Raw genomic sequence first — 16,366 nt, 5'->3', positions numbered from 1 at the left:
CGCTCGCCCGACCGCTTTCGCCTGAACGGCGCTGCCTTCCACCAGGTGCCCTTACGGCGAATCTGCCAGCCGGCGTGCTCTGCTCGGCTCGCCCGCGCTCCGGTGCCTTCGTCTCAACGACGCTGCCTGCATCACCCCGGAGCCGGCTCCCCGGTGCCCCTGAAGGATGCTGCCCCTCTGGCACGCGCCACGCCCGACCGCTTCCCGCCCCCCCCGTCAGATGATTCCGCCGTTGGCCCGCAGTACCTGGCCGTTGACCCAGTGGCCCTCGGGGCCGACCAGGAAGGACACGACGTTGGCGATGTCCTCCGGCGTGCCCAGGCGCTCCAGTGGCGGCTGTGCGGCGAGGCGGGCGATGGTCTCCTCGTCCTTGCCGTCGAGGAAGAGCTCCGTCGCGGTGGGGCCGGGCGCGACGGCGTTGACGGTGACGTCACGCCCCCGCATCTCGCGGGCGAGGATCAGCGTCAGCGCCTCGACCGCGCCCTTGCCGGCGGCGTAGGCGCCGTAGCCGGGGAAGGCCAGCCCGATCACCGAGGTGGAGAAGTTGACCAGCGCTCCGCCCGGGCGGAGTCGGCGTGCCGCCTGTTGGTCGACGACGAACGTGCCGCGGATGTTGGTGCGGTACAGAGCGTCGAGCTCGGTGAGGTCGAGGTCGGCGACGGGGGAGAGCGGCATGCGGCCGGCGGCGTGCACGACCGCGTCCACGCCGCCGTAGGTGGTCTCCGCGAGGTCGAACAGGGCGGCGACCTCGTGTTCGTCGGCGACGTCCGCACGGGCTGCCTGCGCGGTGCCGCCGGCGGCCTCGATGGCACGGACGGCTTCGTCGGCCGCCTCCTTGTTGCCCGCGTATCCGACGACGACGGCGTACCCGTCCGCGGCGAGGCGCTCGGCGGCCTGCCGTCCGATGCCGCGCGATCCTCCGGTCACTATCGCGACGCGCCGGTCCGCGGAGGTGGAGGTGGGAGTGGCCATGACCGCATCCTTTGTTAGCGCTGCTACGACTCATTCGTATCGACGATAACACAGGTTCGTAGCGGTGCTACCCCCTACTTCGTATCGGTGATACGAATGGCGTACGGTAGACCCATGGATGCGAGGGAAAAGATCCTGGAAGCGGCCACGGACCTGCTGGCCAAGGCCTCGGTCGCCGATGTCTCCACGCGGGCGGTCTGCGAGGCGGCCGGGGTGGGTGCGCCGATGCTCTACCGGCTCTTCGGTGACAAGGCGGGGCTGCTGGCGGCCGTCGTCGACCGGGGTTTCGAGGCGTACCTCGCCTCCAAACGGGCGGCCGGGCCGAGCGACGACCCGGTCGCCGACATCAGGAATGGCTGGGACAACCACATGCGCTTCGCGCTGGAGCACCCCAACCACTACCGCCTGATGTACTCACCCGAGCTGACGGTCCCGCCGGCCGCGGCGCAGGAGGCGCACGCCCTGCTGCACGGGATCCTCGAGCGCTGCGCGGCCGCGGGCCGGCTCACCGTGCCGCCCGCGCTCGCCACGCAGATGATCATGTCGGCCAATGTCGGGGCGGCCCTGTCGATGCTGACCCGGCCCGAGCAGTACCCGGACCCGCAGTTCGCCGAGCGGCTGCGTGACGCCGTTCTCGACTCGGTGACGTGTCCGGCCGCCACCGACGAGCCCGCTGAGCGGGACGATCAGGAAAGGGCGGTTCCGGTCGCCGCGGCCACCCTCGCCGCCCGCCTGCGCGCCGAGCAGTCCAAGGTGTTCACCACGGCCGAGGCCGCCCTGCTGAAGCAGTGGCTGGACAAGCTGTCGGCAGGCTGAGCTGTCGGCAGACTGACCGGCAGAAGGCGCAGCGCGCCGGCTGTGCGCGACGCTGCGAGCGCGGCGGCTGCACCGCCCCGACTGGGTGGGCCGTCGCCGCGGTCACGTCCCCTGGTCGGGGCCGGCATGCGCCAACCCCGAGCGCCAGGCCCTCGTAGGAGCCGGCCTCTACCTGCCGACGGGCCCGCACCGTGCCGACCGCCAGACCCTCGGCTTGGCCACACCCCAGTGCCGGGCACCTGGATCTCGCTGCCGAAGAGGAACGCGGCGAAGAGCAGCGCCGCCGCCATGGTGTCGACGACGTGGACGTGCTCGTCGTCGTAGCGCTGCCAGGGAATGCTCATCGTCTCTCTCCGGTCGTGACGTCTCAGCCTCCCCGAGCGGGGTCGCCACGTCGTCGTGCGGCTGCCGACAATCGTCGCTACTGAGAACGCAGTACGGGGGGCGGGGGCTGTCCTCCCTCGGCAGGAAGGCGGGTATCGGCGTCGCGATGGTGCAGCGGGCTACACCCCAGGTTCGGGAGCGCGCTCCTTCGAGGTGAGAGGGGCGCGGACGGCAGTGTTGACGGCGTTCCCCCCTCACCGTTCAAGCACTGCACTGGAAGGAAGAACCCGATGAACTCCCCGCTGGCGTCGCGGCCGTGCTCTGGTTCCTGTTCGTGTTCAACCTGGCTGTCGCCGTGGTGGCGCCCTTCGCCGTCGACGGCACGCGGGGTGTTCTGACCTGCGTCGGCCTGGGCGCCGTCGCGCTCGGGGTGGGGGTGAGCCTGCTGCGGACGCCGAGAAGGCCCGCTTGAGGGCCGCCGGCCGGCGGCCCTCAAGGGGCTGGGGTCAGCTGACCGGGGACGCGTCGGCCGACGGTTCGGCGGCCGGAACCGGCGCGGTCGCCGTGGCGGGGCGTCGGCGTGGGATGAACGACGCGACGGCGAAGGCGAGCAGCGCGGCGCCCGCGCCGAGGGCCATGACGGACTTGAAGCCGTTCTCGGAGGGCAGCGCGTAACCGCCCAGGCTGATCGTCATCTGGGACAGGATGACGCCGGCGATGGCGCTGGCGCAGGACGTGCCGATCGACCGCATCAGCGTGTTGAGGCTGTTGGCGGCGGCGGTCTCCGAGGGGTCCACCGCGCCCATGATCAGCGCGGGCATGGCGCCGTACGTGAAGCCGATGCCCGCGCCGATCACGCAGGACACCAGTACCAGGTGCCAGACCTGGGACATCAGCACGATGTTCAGTCCGTACCCGGCGGCCACGATGAGGGCGCCGATCATCAGCGTCACCTTCGGTCCCTTGGCCCTGGAGACGGCGGCCGAGACCGGCGCGAAGGCCATCATCACCAGGCCGGACGGCGCCATCACCAGGCCGGCGGTCAGCAGCGACTTGCCGAGGCCGAAGCCGGTCTGGGTGGGCAGTTGCAACAACTGGGGCAGGACCAGGGAATTCGCGAACATCGAGAAGCCGATCGCGATGGAGGCGAGGTTGGTCACCAGCACCTGCCGGCGGGCGGTGGTGCGCAGGTCCACCAGCGGCTCCGTGGTGCGCAGTTCGAAGAAGCCCCAGGCGAGCAGCACCACGACGGCTGTCGCGAAGAGGCCGAGGGTCGTGGCGCTGGTCCAGCCCCAGTCGGCGCCCTTGGAGATGGCGAGCAGCAGGGAGACCAGCCCCGCGGCCATGCCGAGGCCGCCGACGACGTCGAAGCGTCCGCCCGACCGCACCTTGGACTCGGGCACGAACAGCAGAACCAGGACCAGGGCCACCGCCCCCATGCCGGCCGAGCTCCAGAACAGCACGTGCCAGTCGAAGTGGTCCGCGATCAGGGCAGCCGTCGGCAGTCCCAGCGCGCCGCCGACCCCGAGCGAGGCGCTCATCAGCGCCGTGGCACCCGCCAGCCGCTCGGTCGGCAGCTCGTCCCGCATGATGCTGATGCCCAGCGGCACCACGGCGGACGCCAGACCCTGCACCGCCCGGCCGACGACCATCGGTACGAGCGAGTCGCTGAGCGCGCACAGGATGGACCCGGTCACCAGCAGCACCACGCTGACCAGCAGCATCCGCCGCTTGCCGAACATGTCGCCGAGCCGACCCACCACCGGAGTCGCCACCGCGGCGGCCAGCAGCGTGGCGGTCACGGCCCAGGCGGTGTCCGACGCGGGCGCGTCCAGCAGCCTGGGCAGCTCCGGGACGATCGGGATCACCAGCGTCTGCATCAGCGAGACGACGATGCCGGCGAAGGCCAGCACCGCGACCACGGCGCCCGACCGGGGAGCGGCCGGATCAGCCGCGTTCGCGGGTCTGGGAAGGGCGTCGGACATGAAATGGCCTCCAGGCACAACGGGACGGGCGAACAGCTTGCCAGATTTAAGGCAGGCGCTTGACTTACTGTAAGGGCTCGCTTTGCCTGATCGTGCCGGAACCGCCGGATCTCAGGAGGCCGCACCCTGCTCATCAACCACGAGGACGCTGCCCGGGATCGCCGACCGAACTCGCCCGTACCGAGCTGCGGACCGTCCTCCATGTGCTGTTGCGTAGGCTTCTGTAGCTGGAAACTCGCCGCACCGACGGCGGACCTGCGACGGCTCGAGGGGCTGGCCGTCGGAGGGCTGAGCGAAGTCCCGGTGCGGTGGTGAGCATGGCGAGCAGGACGGCACGGGCGGAACAGGTCAGCGCGACCCGTGAGCTGATCCTGACCGCGGCGGAACGGCTGTTCGCCGAGCGCGGCGTCAACGCGGTCTCCAACCGTCAGGTCAGCGAGGCCGCAGGCCAGGGCAACAACACGGCCGTGGGCTACCACTTCGGCACCAAGGCCGACCTGGTCCGTGCGATCGTCCGCAAGCACGCCACCCGCATCGAGGAGATCCGCGCCCGGCTGCTGGCCGGCATCGGCGACTCCTCGGACGTCCGCGACTGGGTGGACTGCCTGGTGCGGCCCATCCCCAAGCACCTCGGCGCGCTGGGCGGACCGACCTGGTACGCACGGTTCTGCGCACAGGTCGTCACCGACCCGGCGCTGCACGAGATCCTCGTCGAGGAGTCACTCGCCTCCCCGACCCTGCGCCAGATCATCGACGGGCTGACCCGCTGCCTGCCCGAACTGCCCCCCGAAGTACGGGCGGAGCGTGCCGAGATGGCCCGCCATCTCATCGTTCACATGCCCGCCGAGCGGGAGCGCGCGATCGCCGAGAACCGGGCCACGCCCCGCGCCAACTGGGACGACGCCGCCGGCGGCCTCGCCGACGCGCTCGTCGGCCTGTGGCTGGCCCCGATCTCGTCCCGTTCCTGACGGGACCCGTTCCCCCCGTGACATCCAGGCCTACGGCCATCTGCGCGGGCACGACGAAGTCGCCGTCGTGGACGGCGACCTGGCCGAGCGGCGGTTCGTCGCCGCGTACCGCACCGGCGACCGGGTGGGCGGGGCGCTCGCGGTCGGCATGCCGCCGAGGGCCATCAGGCGGTGGCGGCAGGCGATCGCGGCGGGCGCGGAGTGGGGCGATGCGGTGCACTCCGCGCCCGCCGCTGCGGCAGGTGGTGGGACGCTCCCTTCCGTCAGGTCAGCGTGAGTTCCAGGACCGTGACGGACAGCGGGGGCAAGGTGCTGGTGAACGCCGCCGCCGCGCCGGTGACCGTGCTCGTGGTGGGCACGAGGGCGTCGGGGGCGGTCAGGGTGTTGGTGGCGGTGCGTGACGCCCCGGTCAGCACGGTGGCCGTCGCCGTCTTCTTCACCCCCTTCGCCAGCCCCTTCAGCTCGATGGGCACGCTCGCCTTCTCCGTGCCGCAGTTGACGATCGCGAGGTAGAGCCGCTTCCCGGCGCGGGTGGCGACCGTGGCCACGGAGGGCAGCGCACGCGCGGTGGCCGGCAGGACGGTGTCGCCGAGCTGTCTGGTCAGCATGTGCTGCGCCCAATAGCTGGGTGAGGCGTAGCTGGTCAGGTTGTCGTAGGCGATCAGGTTGGTCGCCCAGACGTTGTTGTTGACGTTGGAGAACAACGGCGCGTAGCACTCCATCAGGACCTGGTCGGAGTTGCGGATCAGCCCGGCCAGCCAGGCGGCGTCGCCGAGCGCGGCGTTGAGGTCGGGGGTGGGGCGGCCTTCCTGAGCGGCCCACTCGCCGACGAACACCTTCGTCGAACCGCGGTCCCGGTTGTCGTACTTGTGGGTGGCGGCCTGGGCGGCGGACGGTGCGAGGTAGTAGTGCTCGTCGATCAGGTCCGGCGTGCGGCTCCTCACCGTCGTCGAGGCGATCAGTTTCAGCTGGGGGTACTTGGTCTTGATCGCGTCGTAGAAGGCCGCGAACCGCTCGTCGTAGGACCCCGAGGAGTCGAACCAGTCCTCGTTGCCGATCTCCACGAACTCCAGCGGGAACGGCTTCGGGTGTCCGTCGGCGGCCCGCCGCGCACCCCAGGTGCTGGTGACGGGACCGGTGACGTACTCGATCTCGTCGAGGGCGTCCTGGATGTACGGCTTGAGGGCGTCGCCGGTGACGTGTTCGCCCCTGAGCGAGTAGCCGGCGAAGACGGCGAGCACCGGCTGGGCCCGCATGTCCTCGACCCACTCCAGGTATTCGAGGAGACCGAGGCCGTCGGTGGACCAGTAGCCCCAGGCGTCGTCCATGTGGCCGGGGCGCTTCCAGACCGGGCCGATGGTGTTCTTCCAGTTGAACCGTGTCGCGATGGTGTTGCCCTCGAGGAAGTTGCCGCCGGGGAAGCGCAGGAACTTCGGCTTGAGGGCGACCAGTTTCTCCATCAGGTCGACGCGCAGGCCGTTCGGGCGGTTGTTGTAGGTGGGCGGGAAGAGGGAGACGTGCTGCAGCCAGAGCGTCTCGCCCGCGGCGGACGGGGCGTCGGTGGTCACGGTCAGCCGCGCGTCACCGACCACGGGTGCGCCCGCATGGGTGCGCAGGGTCAGCTCGAAGGGGCGGTCGGTGAACGTGGTGCCCACGTGGGGAAGGCGTGCGGAGGCGTACACCGTCGAGCCGTCCGCGGACTCGAGGGCCACGGTGAGCGGGCCGAGGCGTCGGGACGCCTTGGCGAACAGCCGGGCGGTGTAGGTGGTCCGGGGCCGCACGGGTATGCCCCAGAAGCCGTCGTTGGCCACGCCGGCCCGGTTGACGGCTCCGGTGGTGGCCGGAAGGACGACCTTGAGGGAGCGCGTGAGGACGTCGTTGAGGGGTGTGGAGGTGTCCAGCGCGAGCGTCGTCCCGCCCACGGCGGACCAGTGCACGGGGGAGGTGTCGCTGGCCATCATCGAGCGGTTCTGCACGAGTTCGGCGTAGATGCCGCCCTCGCCGGAGTGGTTGATGTCCTCGAACATCAGGCCGGGCAGGATGGGGGAGACGGCGTGCGCCGGGTTGGCCACGTCCACGCTCAGCAGCGGTGTCGTGCTCTCCACCGGCACCCCGGCCAGCGTGGCGACCTGGTCGGAGGTGAGGGCGGTCGGGAACAGCCATACGTCGTCGATGAGGCCGTGCCACTGGTCGACGTGGCCGCCGCTGTAGAGCGCCCGGCCGATGGCGGTGTCGCCGGTGCCGGCCCAGCCGGAGGTGTAGTCGGCCTGGCCCTCCAGCACGCCGTTGACGTAGAGGCGGGTGACGCCGGCCGAGGGGTCGCTGACGCCGACGAGGTGGGTCCAGGTGCCGGTGGTGGGGGCCGAGGCGGCGGCCGCCACGGCGGCACCCTGGTCGGCGTCGGAGTCGAGCCGGGCGAAGGCGAAGGTGCCGGTGTCGTCGCGCAGCCCCAGGTAGAAGGCGCTGACGACCTTGCCGTCGATGCTGACGGCGGTCTGGTAGCCGCCCAGCTGGCTGAGGTTGACCCAGGCGGCCACCGTGAACGCCTTGGAGGTGTCGAGGACGGGCCCGGACGCGGTGGCGTTGCCGCCCGCCGTGAGGCTCAGGCAGTGGGCGCCGACCTTGCCGGTGTCCCAGCCGGCCGCGCCCTGGAGGGTCACGGTGTGAGCGTTGCCGGAGGCGTCGGCGGCGGAGGTGCCGGAGCCCTCGTCGAAGGTCCAGTGCGCGGCCGCGGCGGGCAGGTCGGTGGCGGTTGCGTCCGCTGCCGCGGCGGAGCGTTCGGCGGCCCGGGCGGGAGCGGCGGCGGCGAAGGCGCCGGCCAGGGAGGCGGCGCCGAGGGCGGTCAGAACGGTTCTGCGGGGCAGTCCGGCTTCCGAAGGCATGCGGGTTCCTTTGTGAGACGAATCGGCCGGGGAGAACTCTGCGAGGGAGAAAGACGATCAGGAAAGGAGGGAAACGGTCAGGAACGACGGAGGGGGACACGGCCCGTCGGCGGGGAGGACCGACGGGCCGTCGATGAGCGGTCGTTCAGATCAGGGCGCGATGTCCCACTGCTGGCAGACGTTGTCCAGCTGCGCCCACTGGCGCACGGACGTGCCGTTGGCGGTGCCGCAGTTCGCCACGTCGAGGGTCATGCCGCTGTTGACGTTGGTGATCGTGTAGTGGCCGCCGGCCGGGGTGACGTCCCACTGCTGGCAGGTGTTGCCCAGTGCCGCCCACAGCTGCGCCGCGGTGCCGTTGCTGATGCCGCAGTTCTTGTCGTCCAGGACCGTGCCGCTGTTGACGTTGGTGATGGTGTAGTGGCCGTTGCCGGCGCCGGCGAACTTCCACTGCTGGCAGGTGTTGCCGAGGGAGGACCACAGGTCGACGGCGGTGCCGTTGGCGGTGCCGCAGTTGACGGCGTCCAGCACCTTGCCGCTGTTGGGGTTGGTCAGCCGGTAGGCGGTGCCGGTGACGGGGAAGGTCTGGGCGGACTGGGTGTAGCCGACCGAGACGATGTTGGCCTGCACCGCGTTGTCGGCAGCGTCGGTCGGGTAGCCGGAGGTCATGACGCCCTCGAAGAACGAGCCGTCGGACCAGTTGCTGTCGTCGCCGCCGGTGCCGAGGACGATCGCGCCCTCCTTGTGCATCGGCATGTAGCCGGTGGTGGTCGGCAGGCTGCCGTTGTAGTCGGTCTTCAGGGTGCCGGACTGGGCGTTGCCGTCCTTGATGGCGTAGGTGGTGGTGCCGTTGTTCTTCTCCAGCGCCGTGACGAACGTGCTGGAGTTGCCCGTGTTGTTGCTGTTGGTGCCGTTTCCGCCGGCGAACAGGCCGTTCTCCAGGTCCGCCATGACCCAGGGGCCGGATCCGGAGCAGGGCGTGAACCAGCACTCGGTGCCGAAGTTGACGGCGTCCATGTGGCCGTTGCCGGTGTCCTTGCTGTTGGTCTCGGCGTTGCCGTAGTCGAAGCAGCAGTTGCCGTCGACGTGGTGGCCGCTGGTGACCATGTAGGTGCCCTCCGGCCGGCTGCCGGTGGCGATCCCCGTGGTGCTGTTGTCGCGGTAGCCGACGCCGGCCTGCACGGAGACGCCGTAGACCTTGTGGCCGCCCGCCGTGACGGGCAGGGCGTTCGCGATGGCGCCGACGTCCTGCCCGCCGTTGCCGCCCGGACCCTCGACGGTGAGGTTGTTGCCCTCACCGCTCTGGTCGAAGATCTCGGTGATGACGCACTCCGTGCCGGAGCAGAAGGAGTCCTGGGCCGCCGCGTTGGCGTAGCCGCCGGCGGTGAGCGTCCCGATGTTCGTGGTGGTGCTGTCGGACAGACGCTTGACCTGGTAGAGCGCTCCGCTGTACGAGGCGAACAGCGCCCGCGTGGTGCTGTGCGCGGCGACGCAGGGCGTGCCCGCGGCGGCGTAGACGTCACAGGGGAGGGACGAGGCGGCCTGGGCCGTGCCCGCGGTGCCGATGGCCGCGGCCAGGATGCCGGCGAGGAGGGCGAGGACCGCGCCCACCACCCTGAGCCGGAGACCTCTCAGGTGTCTGACTGTCACTGTGAACCTCTTCCGTCGTGCGTGCCGGCCCCGCGGCGTGCGGAGGGGCAGGGGGAGGTCCGCCGTCTGCGGACGAGCGGATTGTGAGCGTTAACAAGCGAGCCCGTCGGACGCCGTTACTCATCCGGAAGCGTCAGGGGAGCGGGGGTGGGGGGTGCGGCTTTGGCGGGGCACGTGCGGCTCTATACTCGGGCGGATGGGGTGATCGCCCGGTCTCGCGACTCCGTCTTTCTACGCTGGGATGAATAGCCGGTCAACTCTCTTGAACAGTCAAGAGAGTGGAAACAAAAGCTTTGAACTCTGCCTCCCCGGCCGCGTATTGGTGGCTCGGCGGCGGATCGCGACAAGGGAAAACCGCAGCTCGTTAGGGATTCCCCGCCCATGGCAACGCTGTCGGAGCATTCGAGGACAGGTCCTTCTCATGCCTTGACCCCTCCGGATTGTGTGCGTTAACAATTCCCACGACAGCCAGTGAGGAGGTGGAGCATGGACACGGAACGCGCACCGGTGATGGCGGACGTGGCCCGGCTCGCGGGCGTGTCGCACCAGACCGTCTCGCGGGTCCTCCACGACCACCCGAACGTACGGGCCGCCACCCGGGACCGGGTCCTGGCCGCGGTCCGCGAGCTCGGCTACCGCCCCAACGCCGCCGCCCGCACCCTGGCGACCCGCCGCACCCGCACCCTGGGTGTGATCAGCTTCAACACCACGCTGTACGGCCCGGCCTGCATGCTCTACGGCATCGAGCAGGCGGCCCGGCAGCACGAGTACTTCGTCACCGTGGCCGCCGTCGGCACACTCGACCGGCGGTCCGTACTGGACGCCGTGGACCGGCTGCGCGACCAGGGTGTCGAGGGAATCATCGTGATCGCGCCGCAGACCTCCGCGATCGCCGCACTGGCGAACGTCCCCTCGGACGTGCCCCTCGTCGCGGTCGGCTGCGGGACCCACGCCGCGCTGGCCTCGGTGGCCGTGGACAACGAGGCGGGTGCCGAACTCGCCACCAACTACCTGCTGGACCTCGGCCATCGCACGGTGCACCACCTGGTCGGACCGCGTTCCTGGCTCGACGCGCAGGAACGCGAGGCCGGTTGGCGCAACACCCTGGAAAAGCGGGGCGCCGAGGTGCCCGAGCCGCTCGCGGGTGTCGACTGGACGGCCCGCACCGGATACGAGCTCGGCCGGCGGATCGCCACCGACCCCGATGTCACGGCGGTCTTCTGCGCCAACGACCACATGGCACTCGGCCTGCTGCGGGCCCTGCAGCAGGCCGGGCTGCGGGTGCCCGAGGACATCAGCGTGGTGGGTTTCGACGACATGCCGGAGACCGAGTACTTCGGCCCGTCGCTGACCAGCGTCCGCCAGGACTTCGACGAACTCGGCCGGCGCGCCCTGCGGCTGCTGATCGAGATCGTCGGAGACCCCGACGCCGGCCCGCAGGTGGTCGAAGAGGCCCACCACATCGTCATCCCGCCCAACCTCGTGGTGCGCACCTCGGCGACCCGACCCCGACCCTGAATGAGGGAGTCCGTATGGACTGCTGCCCATCAGTGTGAACGTCAACCCGACTGATTTCATTGCCGGTTGAGCGTCAGATCTGACTGACCGCCAGCCATTCGGTCCCGCGCCGTCAGCCCCGCCCCACCGCTGCGACGAGCGCCTCCCTGAGCCTCGTACCGCTCCGCCGTGGACCAAACGCACCCCCCTTCCCGGGACGCTCCGGCATGCCCGTCCGCGGCCCCGTCATCCCCACCCGCCCACCTCCGCTCCCGGCCGTGGGCTCCGCAACCCCGAAAACCTAGAAGGGCGCAGATCAATGATGATCCGTAGCAGAAGGTCCCGCACCGTGATCGCCGCGACAGCGGTGCTCATCTCGCTCGCCGCAGCCGGCTGCTCCAAGAACTCCGGCAGCTCCTCCAGCTCGGCCGGCTCCGGCTCGTCGAGCCCCAGCGCGGCCCCGGTCGCCCTGTCCGGGTCGGTCACCTTCAACCAGACGAGCCTGGCCAAGCTCGACGCGGCGCTCAAGGCCGACCTGGCCGGCAAGGACCTGTCCAAGGTCGACATCGCGATGGTCGTCAACGTGGCCGCCGACTACTGGAAGGCGGGCCAGGTCGGCTTCCTCAAGGGCTGCTCCGACCTCGGCATCGCGAAGAGCAAGTGCACCTACTTCGCCCCGCCCAACGGCAAGTTGACGGAGCAGAACTCGGAGCTTGAGACCCTGCGCTCGCAGGGCGTGACCGGTTACTCGATCTCGGCGATCGACCCGACCTCGGCCGCGGGGACCATCCACACCGATGTGCAGAAGGGCATCGACGTGCTGGCGATCGACTCGCCGCTGCCGGGCACCGACGCCGCCTCGCTGTACCTGGGCACCCCGAACTACACCGCCGGTTTCCAGGCGGGCACGGCGATGAAGCAGGTGCTCGGCGGCAAGGGCAAGGTGGCGATCCTGGTCGGCTCGCTCACCGCGTCGAACGCCACCCAGCGCATCGCGGGCTTCGAGGCCGCTCTCAAGGGCACCCAGATCACGGTCGCGCAGAAGGTCAACGACAACCTCCAGGCCAGCACGGCGACGTCGGACGCCGAGACCATCCTGGCGAACAACCCCGACGTGACCGGTCTGTACGGCGTCTACTCCTACGACGGTCCCGCGCTGGCGCAGGCGGTGACCTCGGCGGGCAAGACCGCGTCCGTGCACATCGTCTCCGACGACTCCGACGCCCAGACGCTGAAGTTCATCCAGTCCGGCGTGATCTCCGGGACCGTGGTACAGATGCCCTACCAGCAGGGCTACACCGGGGCGTACCTCCTGGCCGCGGAGAAGGTGCTGGGCAAGGCCAAGACGATGGCGATCGTCAAGCCGTACCTGGAGAAGGACGGCTCGACCCTGAGCTCCGGCGTGGGCCTGGTCACCAAGTCCGACCTGAGCGCCTACCAGTCCCTCGAGTCGCAGCTCGGGATCGGCTGAGCATGACGGCCACCCAGAACGCCCCGGGCCGCGCGGTCACCGCGCGGCTGCGGGGGGTCCACAAGTCCTACGGGCCGGTGCGCGTCCTCGACCTGCCCGAACTCGACCTGTACGCCGGCCAGGTGATCGGCGTGGTCGGTGAGAACGGCGCCGGAAAATCCACGCTGATGGGCACGCTGGCCGGCTCGGTCCACCGGGACGGCGGCGAGATCCTCATCGACGGCCAACCCCTCGCCGCGGGGTCCACCGAGGCGGCCGGGCAGCTCGGCATCGCCATGGTCTCGCAGGAGTTCCCGCTGGTCGGACAGCTCTCGGTGGCGGAGAACCTGCTGCTGGGCCGCCGGCCGCGCCAGTCGAAGCGGCGGCTGCTCGTGGACCGTGCGGCGCAGCGGGCCGAGGCGGAGGCGATGCTGGCGGAGATCGGGCTGTCCGCCAAGACGATCCCGGTCAGCCGGGAGGTGCGCACCCTTCCGGTGCCGACCCGGCAGATGATCGAGATCGCCAAGGCCTGGGGCCGCGAACCCAAGCTGCTGATCCTGGACGAACCCACCTCCTCCCTGGGGCCCATCGAGGCCGAGATGGTCCTGGGCCTGGCCCGGCAACTCGCCGAGCGGGGCGGCACGGTGCTGTTCATCGGGCACCGTCTCGACGAGGTCCGCGACATCAGCGACCGCGTGCTGGTGCTGCGCAACGGCAGGCTGGTGGCCGACCTCGAACCGGCCGAGGCCACCGAGGAACGCCTCATCCGGGAGATGGTCGGCGGCGAGGTCGCGCAGGGCGAGCCGAAGGCACCGCCCGCGACCAGCCCGGTTCTGCTCCGGGTCGAGGGCCTGACCGCGGACGGGCTGGGACCGGTCGACGTGGAAGTGCGCGAGGGCGAGATCCTCGGCGTGGCCGGGCTCATGGGCTCCGGCCGCAGCCGCCTCGTCCACACCATCGCCGGCGCGCAGCCCTCGACGGGCGGCCGGATGCTGCTGGGCGGCGAGTCCTACCACCCGCGCGGCGCGGGCGACGGCGTGGCGGCCGGGATCGCCCTGATCCCCGAGGACCGCAAGGAGCAGTCCCTCGTCCTGTTCGCGTCGATCCGCTCCAACGTCCTTGTCTCTGTGCTCAAACGGATCAGCACCCGGGGCCTGCTCGGCCCGGGACGCGAGCGCGCCGAGGCGCGGAAGATCGCCGAGAACGTGAATGTGCGGATGCAGTCGGTGGAGCAGCCGATCGGCTCCCTGTCCGGCGGCAACCAGCAACGCGCCATCTTCGGCCGCGCGTTCGCCGCCGAACCGCGCCTGCTGCTGCTCGACGAACCCACCCGCGGCGTGGACGTCGGCGCGAAGGCCGAGATCTACAAGCTGATCGACCGGGCGGCCGAACAGGGCATGGCGGTGGTGGCCGCCTCCTCCGAACTGGAGGAACTGCTGTGGATCTGCCACCGCATCGCGGTGATGAACCACGGCCGGGTCGTCACGGTCATCGACCGGGCCGACGCCACCAAGGAACAGATCATGACGGCCGCGGCCGGAACGTCCGCGCTCGACCCGAAAACGCCCGACGGGGAACAGCCCGACCAGGAAGAACTGACGAACGGAGCCACAGCATGAGCGCGCAGAGCACGCTCGCACCCGAGGAGGCCACGCCCAAGCCGCGCCCGGCCGTAGCGAGTCTCGCCCGTAAGCTCGCCGCCTCTCCCGAGGCGGGAGTCATCATCGCCTGCGTGCTGGTCTTCGTCGGGATCGCGGCCAACGCGGACACCTACACCGCGGTGGGCAACCTCCAGGTGATGGGCCGGGACCTGGCGCAGGTCGGCATCCTCGCCATCGGCGAGTCCCTGGTCATCCTCACCGGCGGCATCGACCTGTCGGTGGGCGCGCTGGCCGGTCTGGCCGGCATCCTCGCCGCCTGGATGAACGTCAACGAGGGCATGCCCGCCCCCCTGGCCATCCTTCTCACGCTGGTGATCACGGCCTGCGTCGGCCTGTGGCACGGCATCATGGTCACCCGCCTCAACGTGCCACCCTTCGTGATCACCCTGGTCACCTACACCGTCGCGCAGGGCATGGCGCTCGCCATCACCAGCGGCTCGCCCATCAACAACCTCGACCCGATGTTCAGCAACCTCAGCCAGTACTACATCGGCCAGATCCCGGTCCCCGCCCTGTTCTTCGTCGGCGCCGCCGCCATCGCCTGGTTCGTCCTGGAACGCACCTACGTGGGCCGCCAGATCTACGCCGTCGGCGGCAACAAGGAAGCCGCCCGCCTCGCGGGCATCCCGACCGCCCGCCGCATCACCTCCACCTACGTCGCCAGCGCCGTGCTGGCCGGTGTGGTCGGCATCCTGGTGATCGGCCGCATGAACGTCGCCGACCCTTCCGTGGGCGCGGGCTGGGAACTGACCGCGATCGCCGCCGCGGTGGTCGGCGGAATGTCCCTGTCCGGCGGCGAGGGCCGCATCGCCGGCATCGCGGCCGGCGCGATCCTGCTGGAGTTCATCACCAACGGTCTGCTCGCCCTCAAGGTCAGCCCCTACGACCAGCAGGTCGTCCAGGGAGCGGTCCTCGGCGTCGCCATCCTGCTCGACCGGGTACGCGCCCGCTACTTCGGCCGAAGCCGCGCCTGAGCGCCCGACACGCCGGTCGAGTCCGCCACCGAGGATCCTGCCGCCCCTCTCGGCGTCTTCGGAAACTCGAACGATGGTCGACATGTCGAATACGTCTGTGAGGAGGAGGCTGATGATGAACACCGGAGACGAGGAATACCCGAACTCGGAACCCTGCGTCGTGGGTGTGGACTTCGGAACCCTGTCGGGCCGCGCTGTGGTGGTCCGGGTCCGTGACGGCGCCGAGTTGGGGACGGCCGAGCACGCGTACGGGCACGCGGTCCTGGACCGTGAGCTGCCGGACGGTACGCGGCTGCCGCCGGACTGGGCGTTGCAGGTGCCGTCGGACTACATCGATGTGCTGCGTGAGGCGGTGCCGGCGGCGCTGGCGGCTGCCGGGATCCGTCCCGAGCAAGTGGTCGGCATCGGCACGGACTTCACCGCGTGCACGGTGTTGCCGGTGCTTTCGGACGGCACGCCGCTGTGCGAGCTGCCGGAGTACGGTGCCCGCCCGCACGCCTACGTCAAGCTGTGGCGCCATCACGCCGCGCAGGGTCAGGCGGACCGGATCAACGCGCTGGCGGCGGAGCGCAAGGAGCCGTGGCTGGAGCGGTATGGCGGGAAGATCTCCTCGGAGTGGGAGTTCGCCAAGGCGTTGCAGGTGCTGGAGGAGGACCCGGAGATCTACCGGCGCACGGAGCGCTGGGTGGAGGCGGCGGACTGGATCGTGTGGCGGTTGTGCGGGAGGTATGTCCGCAACGCCTGCACCGCCGGTTACAAGGGGCAGTACCAGGACGGGCGTTATCCCTCCCGTGACTACCTCGCCGCCCTCAACCCCGGCTTCGCCGACTTCGTGACGGACAAGCTGGAGCACCCGATCGGTCAACTCGGTGACGCGGCAGGGACCTTGACAGCTGAGGCTGCCGCGTGGACGGGGCTGCCGGAGGGTATCGCGGTGTGTGTCGGCAATGTCGACGCGCATGTGACGGCACCGGCCGCCGGGGCGGTGGAGCCGGGTCAGATGGTCGCCATCATGGGCACCTCGACCTGCCATGTGATGAGTTCCGACCAGCACGGTGTGGTGCCGGGCATGTGCGGGGTGGTGGACGGCGGGATCCTGCCGGGTCTGTGGGGCTACGAAGCCGGGCAGAGCGGTGTCGGTGACATCTTCGCCTGGTTCGTGCGCACCGGTTTCCCGGCCGCATACGCCA

At 70.4% G+C, this 16,366-nt stretch carries 12 protein-coding genes and 1 pseudogene; 9 read left to right on the top strand and 4 right to left on the bottom strand.

From position 1 onward, the window contains the following. Positions 1-216: 216 nt before the first annotated feature. Complete coding sequence (locus MKW14_RS04285; protein ID WP_240858968.1) at positions 217-972, bottom strand: SDR family oxidoreductase; 756 nt, start codon at positions 970-972, stop codon at positions 217-219. A gap of 114 nt (positions 973-1,086) precedes the next feature. Here MKW14_RS04285 and MKW14_RS04280 point away from each other — a divergent pair, with 114 nt between their 5' ends. Together MKW14_RS04280 and MKW14_RS04275 are read left to right on the top strand one after the other, a co-directional pair. Further along, positions 1,087-1,788: a TetR/AcrR family transcriptional regulator gene (locus MKW14_RS04280; RefSeq protein ID WP_240858966.1), complete on the top strand. Its 702-nt coding sequence runs from the start codon at positions 1,087-1,089 to the stop codon at positions 1,786-1,788. 640 nt (positions 1,789-2,428) lie between these two features. After that, the gene (locus MKW14_RS04275) at positions 2,429-2,584 is read left to right on the top strand and encodes a hypothetical protein (protein WP_240858964.1); all 156 of its coding nucleotides are present in this window, start codon (positions 2,429-2,431) and stop codon (positions 2,582-2,584) included. Between the two features lie 34 nt (positions 2,585-2,618). On the opposite strand, the gene MKW14_RS04270 is transcribed toward MKW14_RS04275, so the two are convergent. After that, on the bottom strand, positions 2,619-4,097 hold the full coding sequence (locus MKW14_RS04270; protein WP_240858962.1) for an MFS transporter: 1,479 nt from the start codon (positions 4,095-4,097) through the stop codon (positions 2,619-2,621). 317 nt (positions 4,098-4,414) lie between these two features. Here MKW14_RS04270 and MKW14_RS04260 point away from each other — a divergent pair, with 317 nt between their 5' ends. Continuing rightward, on the top strand, positions 4,415-5,065 hold the full coding sequence (locus tag MKW14_RS04260) for a TetR/AcrR family transcriptional regulator (protein WP_240858960.1): 651 nt from the start codon (positions 4,415-4,417) through the stop codon (positions 5,063-5,065). Between the two features lie 22 nt (positions 5,066-5,087). After that, positions 5,088-5,342 (top strand): annotated as a pseudogene (locus tag MKW14_RS04255) (oxidoreductase C-terminal domain-containing protein); the annotation flags it as partial. On the opposite strand, the gene MKW14_RS04250 reads toward MKW14_RS04255, so the two are convergent. Continuing rightward, the gene (locus MKW14_RS04250) at positions 5,329-7,947 is read right to left on the bottom strand and encodes an alpha-L-arabinofuranosidase family protein (RefSeq protein ID WP_276618473.1); all 2,619 of its coding nucleotides are present in this window, start codon (positions 7,945-7,947) and stop codon (positions 5,329-5,331) included. The pseudogene MKW14_RS04255 and the gene MKW14_RS04250 sit on opposite strands and share 14 nt — an antisense overlap. 150 nt (positions 7,948-8,097) lie before the next feature. Further along, positions 8,098-9,594: an arabinofuranosidase catalytic domain-containing protein gene (locus MKW14_RS04240; protein ID WP_374116532.1), complete on the bottom strand. Its 1,497-nt coding sequence runs from the start codon at positions 9,592-9,594 to the stop codon at positions 8,098-8,100. Positions 9,595-10,080: 486 nt separating this feature from the next. On the opposite strand from MKW14_RS04240, the gene MKW14_RS04235 reads away from it, so the two are divergent. The 5 genes from MKW14_RS04235 to MKW14_RS04215 all read left to right on the top strand — a co-directional run. Further along, positions 10,081-11,112 (top strand): LacI family DNA-binding transcriptional regulator, encoded by a 1,032-nt coding sequence (locus MKW14_RS04235; protein WP_240858959.1) that lies wholly within the window; start codon positions 10,081-10,083, stop codon positions 11,110-11,112. 328 nt (positions 11,113-11,440) lie between these two features. Further along, positions 11,441-12,562 carry a substrate-binding domain-containing protein gene (locus tag MKW14_RS04230; protein ID WP_240858958.1) on the top strand — a complete coding sequence of 374 codons (1,122 nt, stop codon included), beginning with the start codon at positions 11,441-11,443 and terminating at the stop codon, positions 12,560-12,562. A 2-nt stretch (positions 12,563-12,564) separates the two neighbouring features. After that, a complete protein-coding gene (locus MKW14_RS04225; protein WP_240858957.1) occupies positions 12,565-14,160 on the top strand; it encodes a sugar ABC transporter ATP-binding protein in 1,596 nt (531 codons plus the stop codon). After that, on the top strand, positions 14,157-15,176 hold the full coding sequence (locus tag MKW14_RS04220; protein ID WP_240858956.1) for an ABC transporter permease: 1,020 nt from the start codon (positions 14,157-14,159) through the stop codon (positions 15,174-15,176). The genes MKW14_RS04225 and MKW14_RS04220 overlap by 4 nt, the downstream gene beginning before the upstream one ends. A gap of 115 nt (positions 15,177-15,291) precedes the next feature. Next, positions 15,292-16,366, top strand: a 1,075-nt coding sequence (locus MKW14_RS04215) for a ribulokinase (RefSeq protein WP_374116531.1), incomplete at its 3' end; no start/stop codon positions are given.

The sequence above is a fragment of the Streptomyces gilvus genome (genome assembly GCF_022513565.1).
Lineage (GTDB): Bacteria > Actinomycetota > Actinomycetes > Streptomycetales > Streptomycetaceae > Streptomyces > Streptomyces gilvus.
This window is presented reverse-complemented; position numbering and strand designations above follow the sequence as displayed.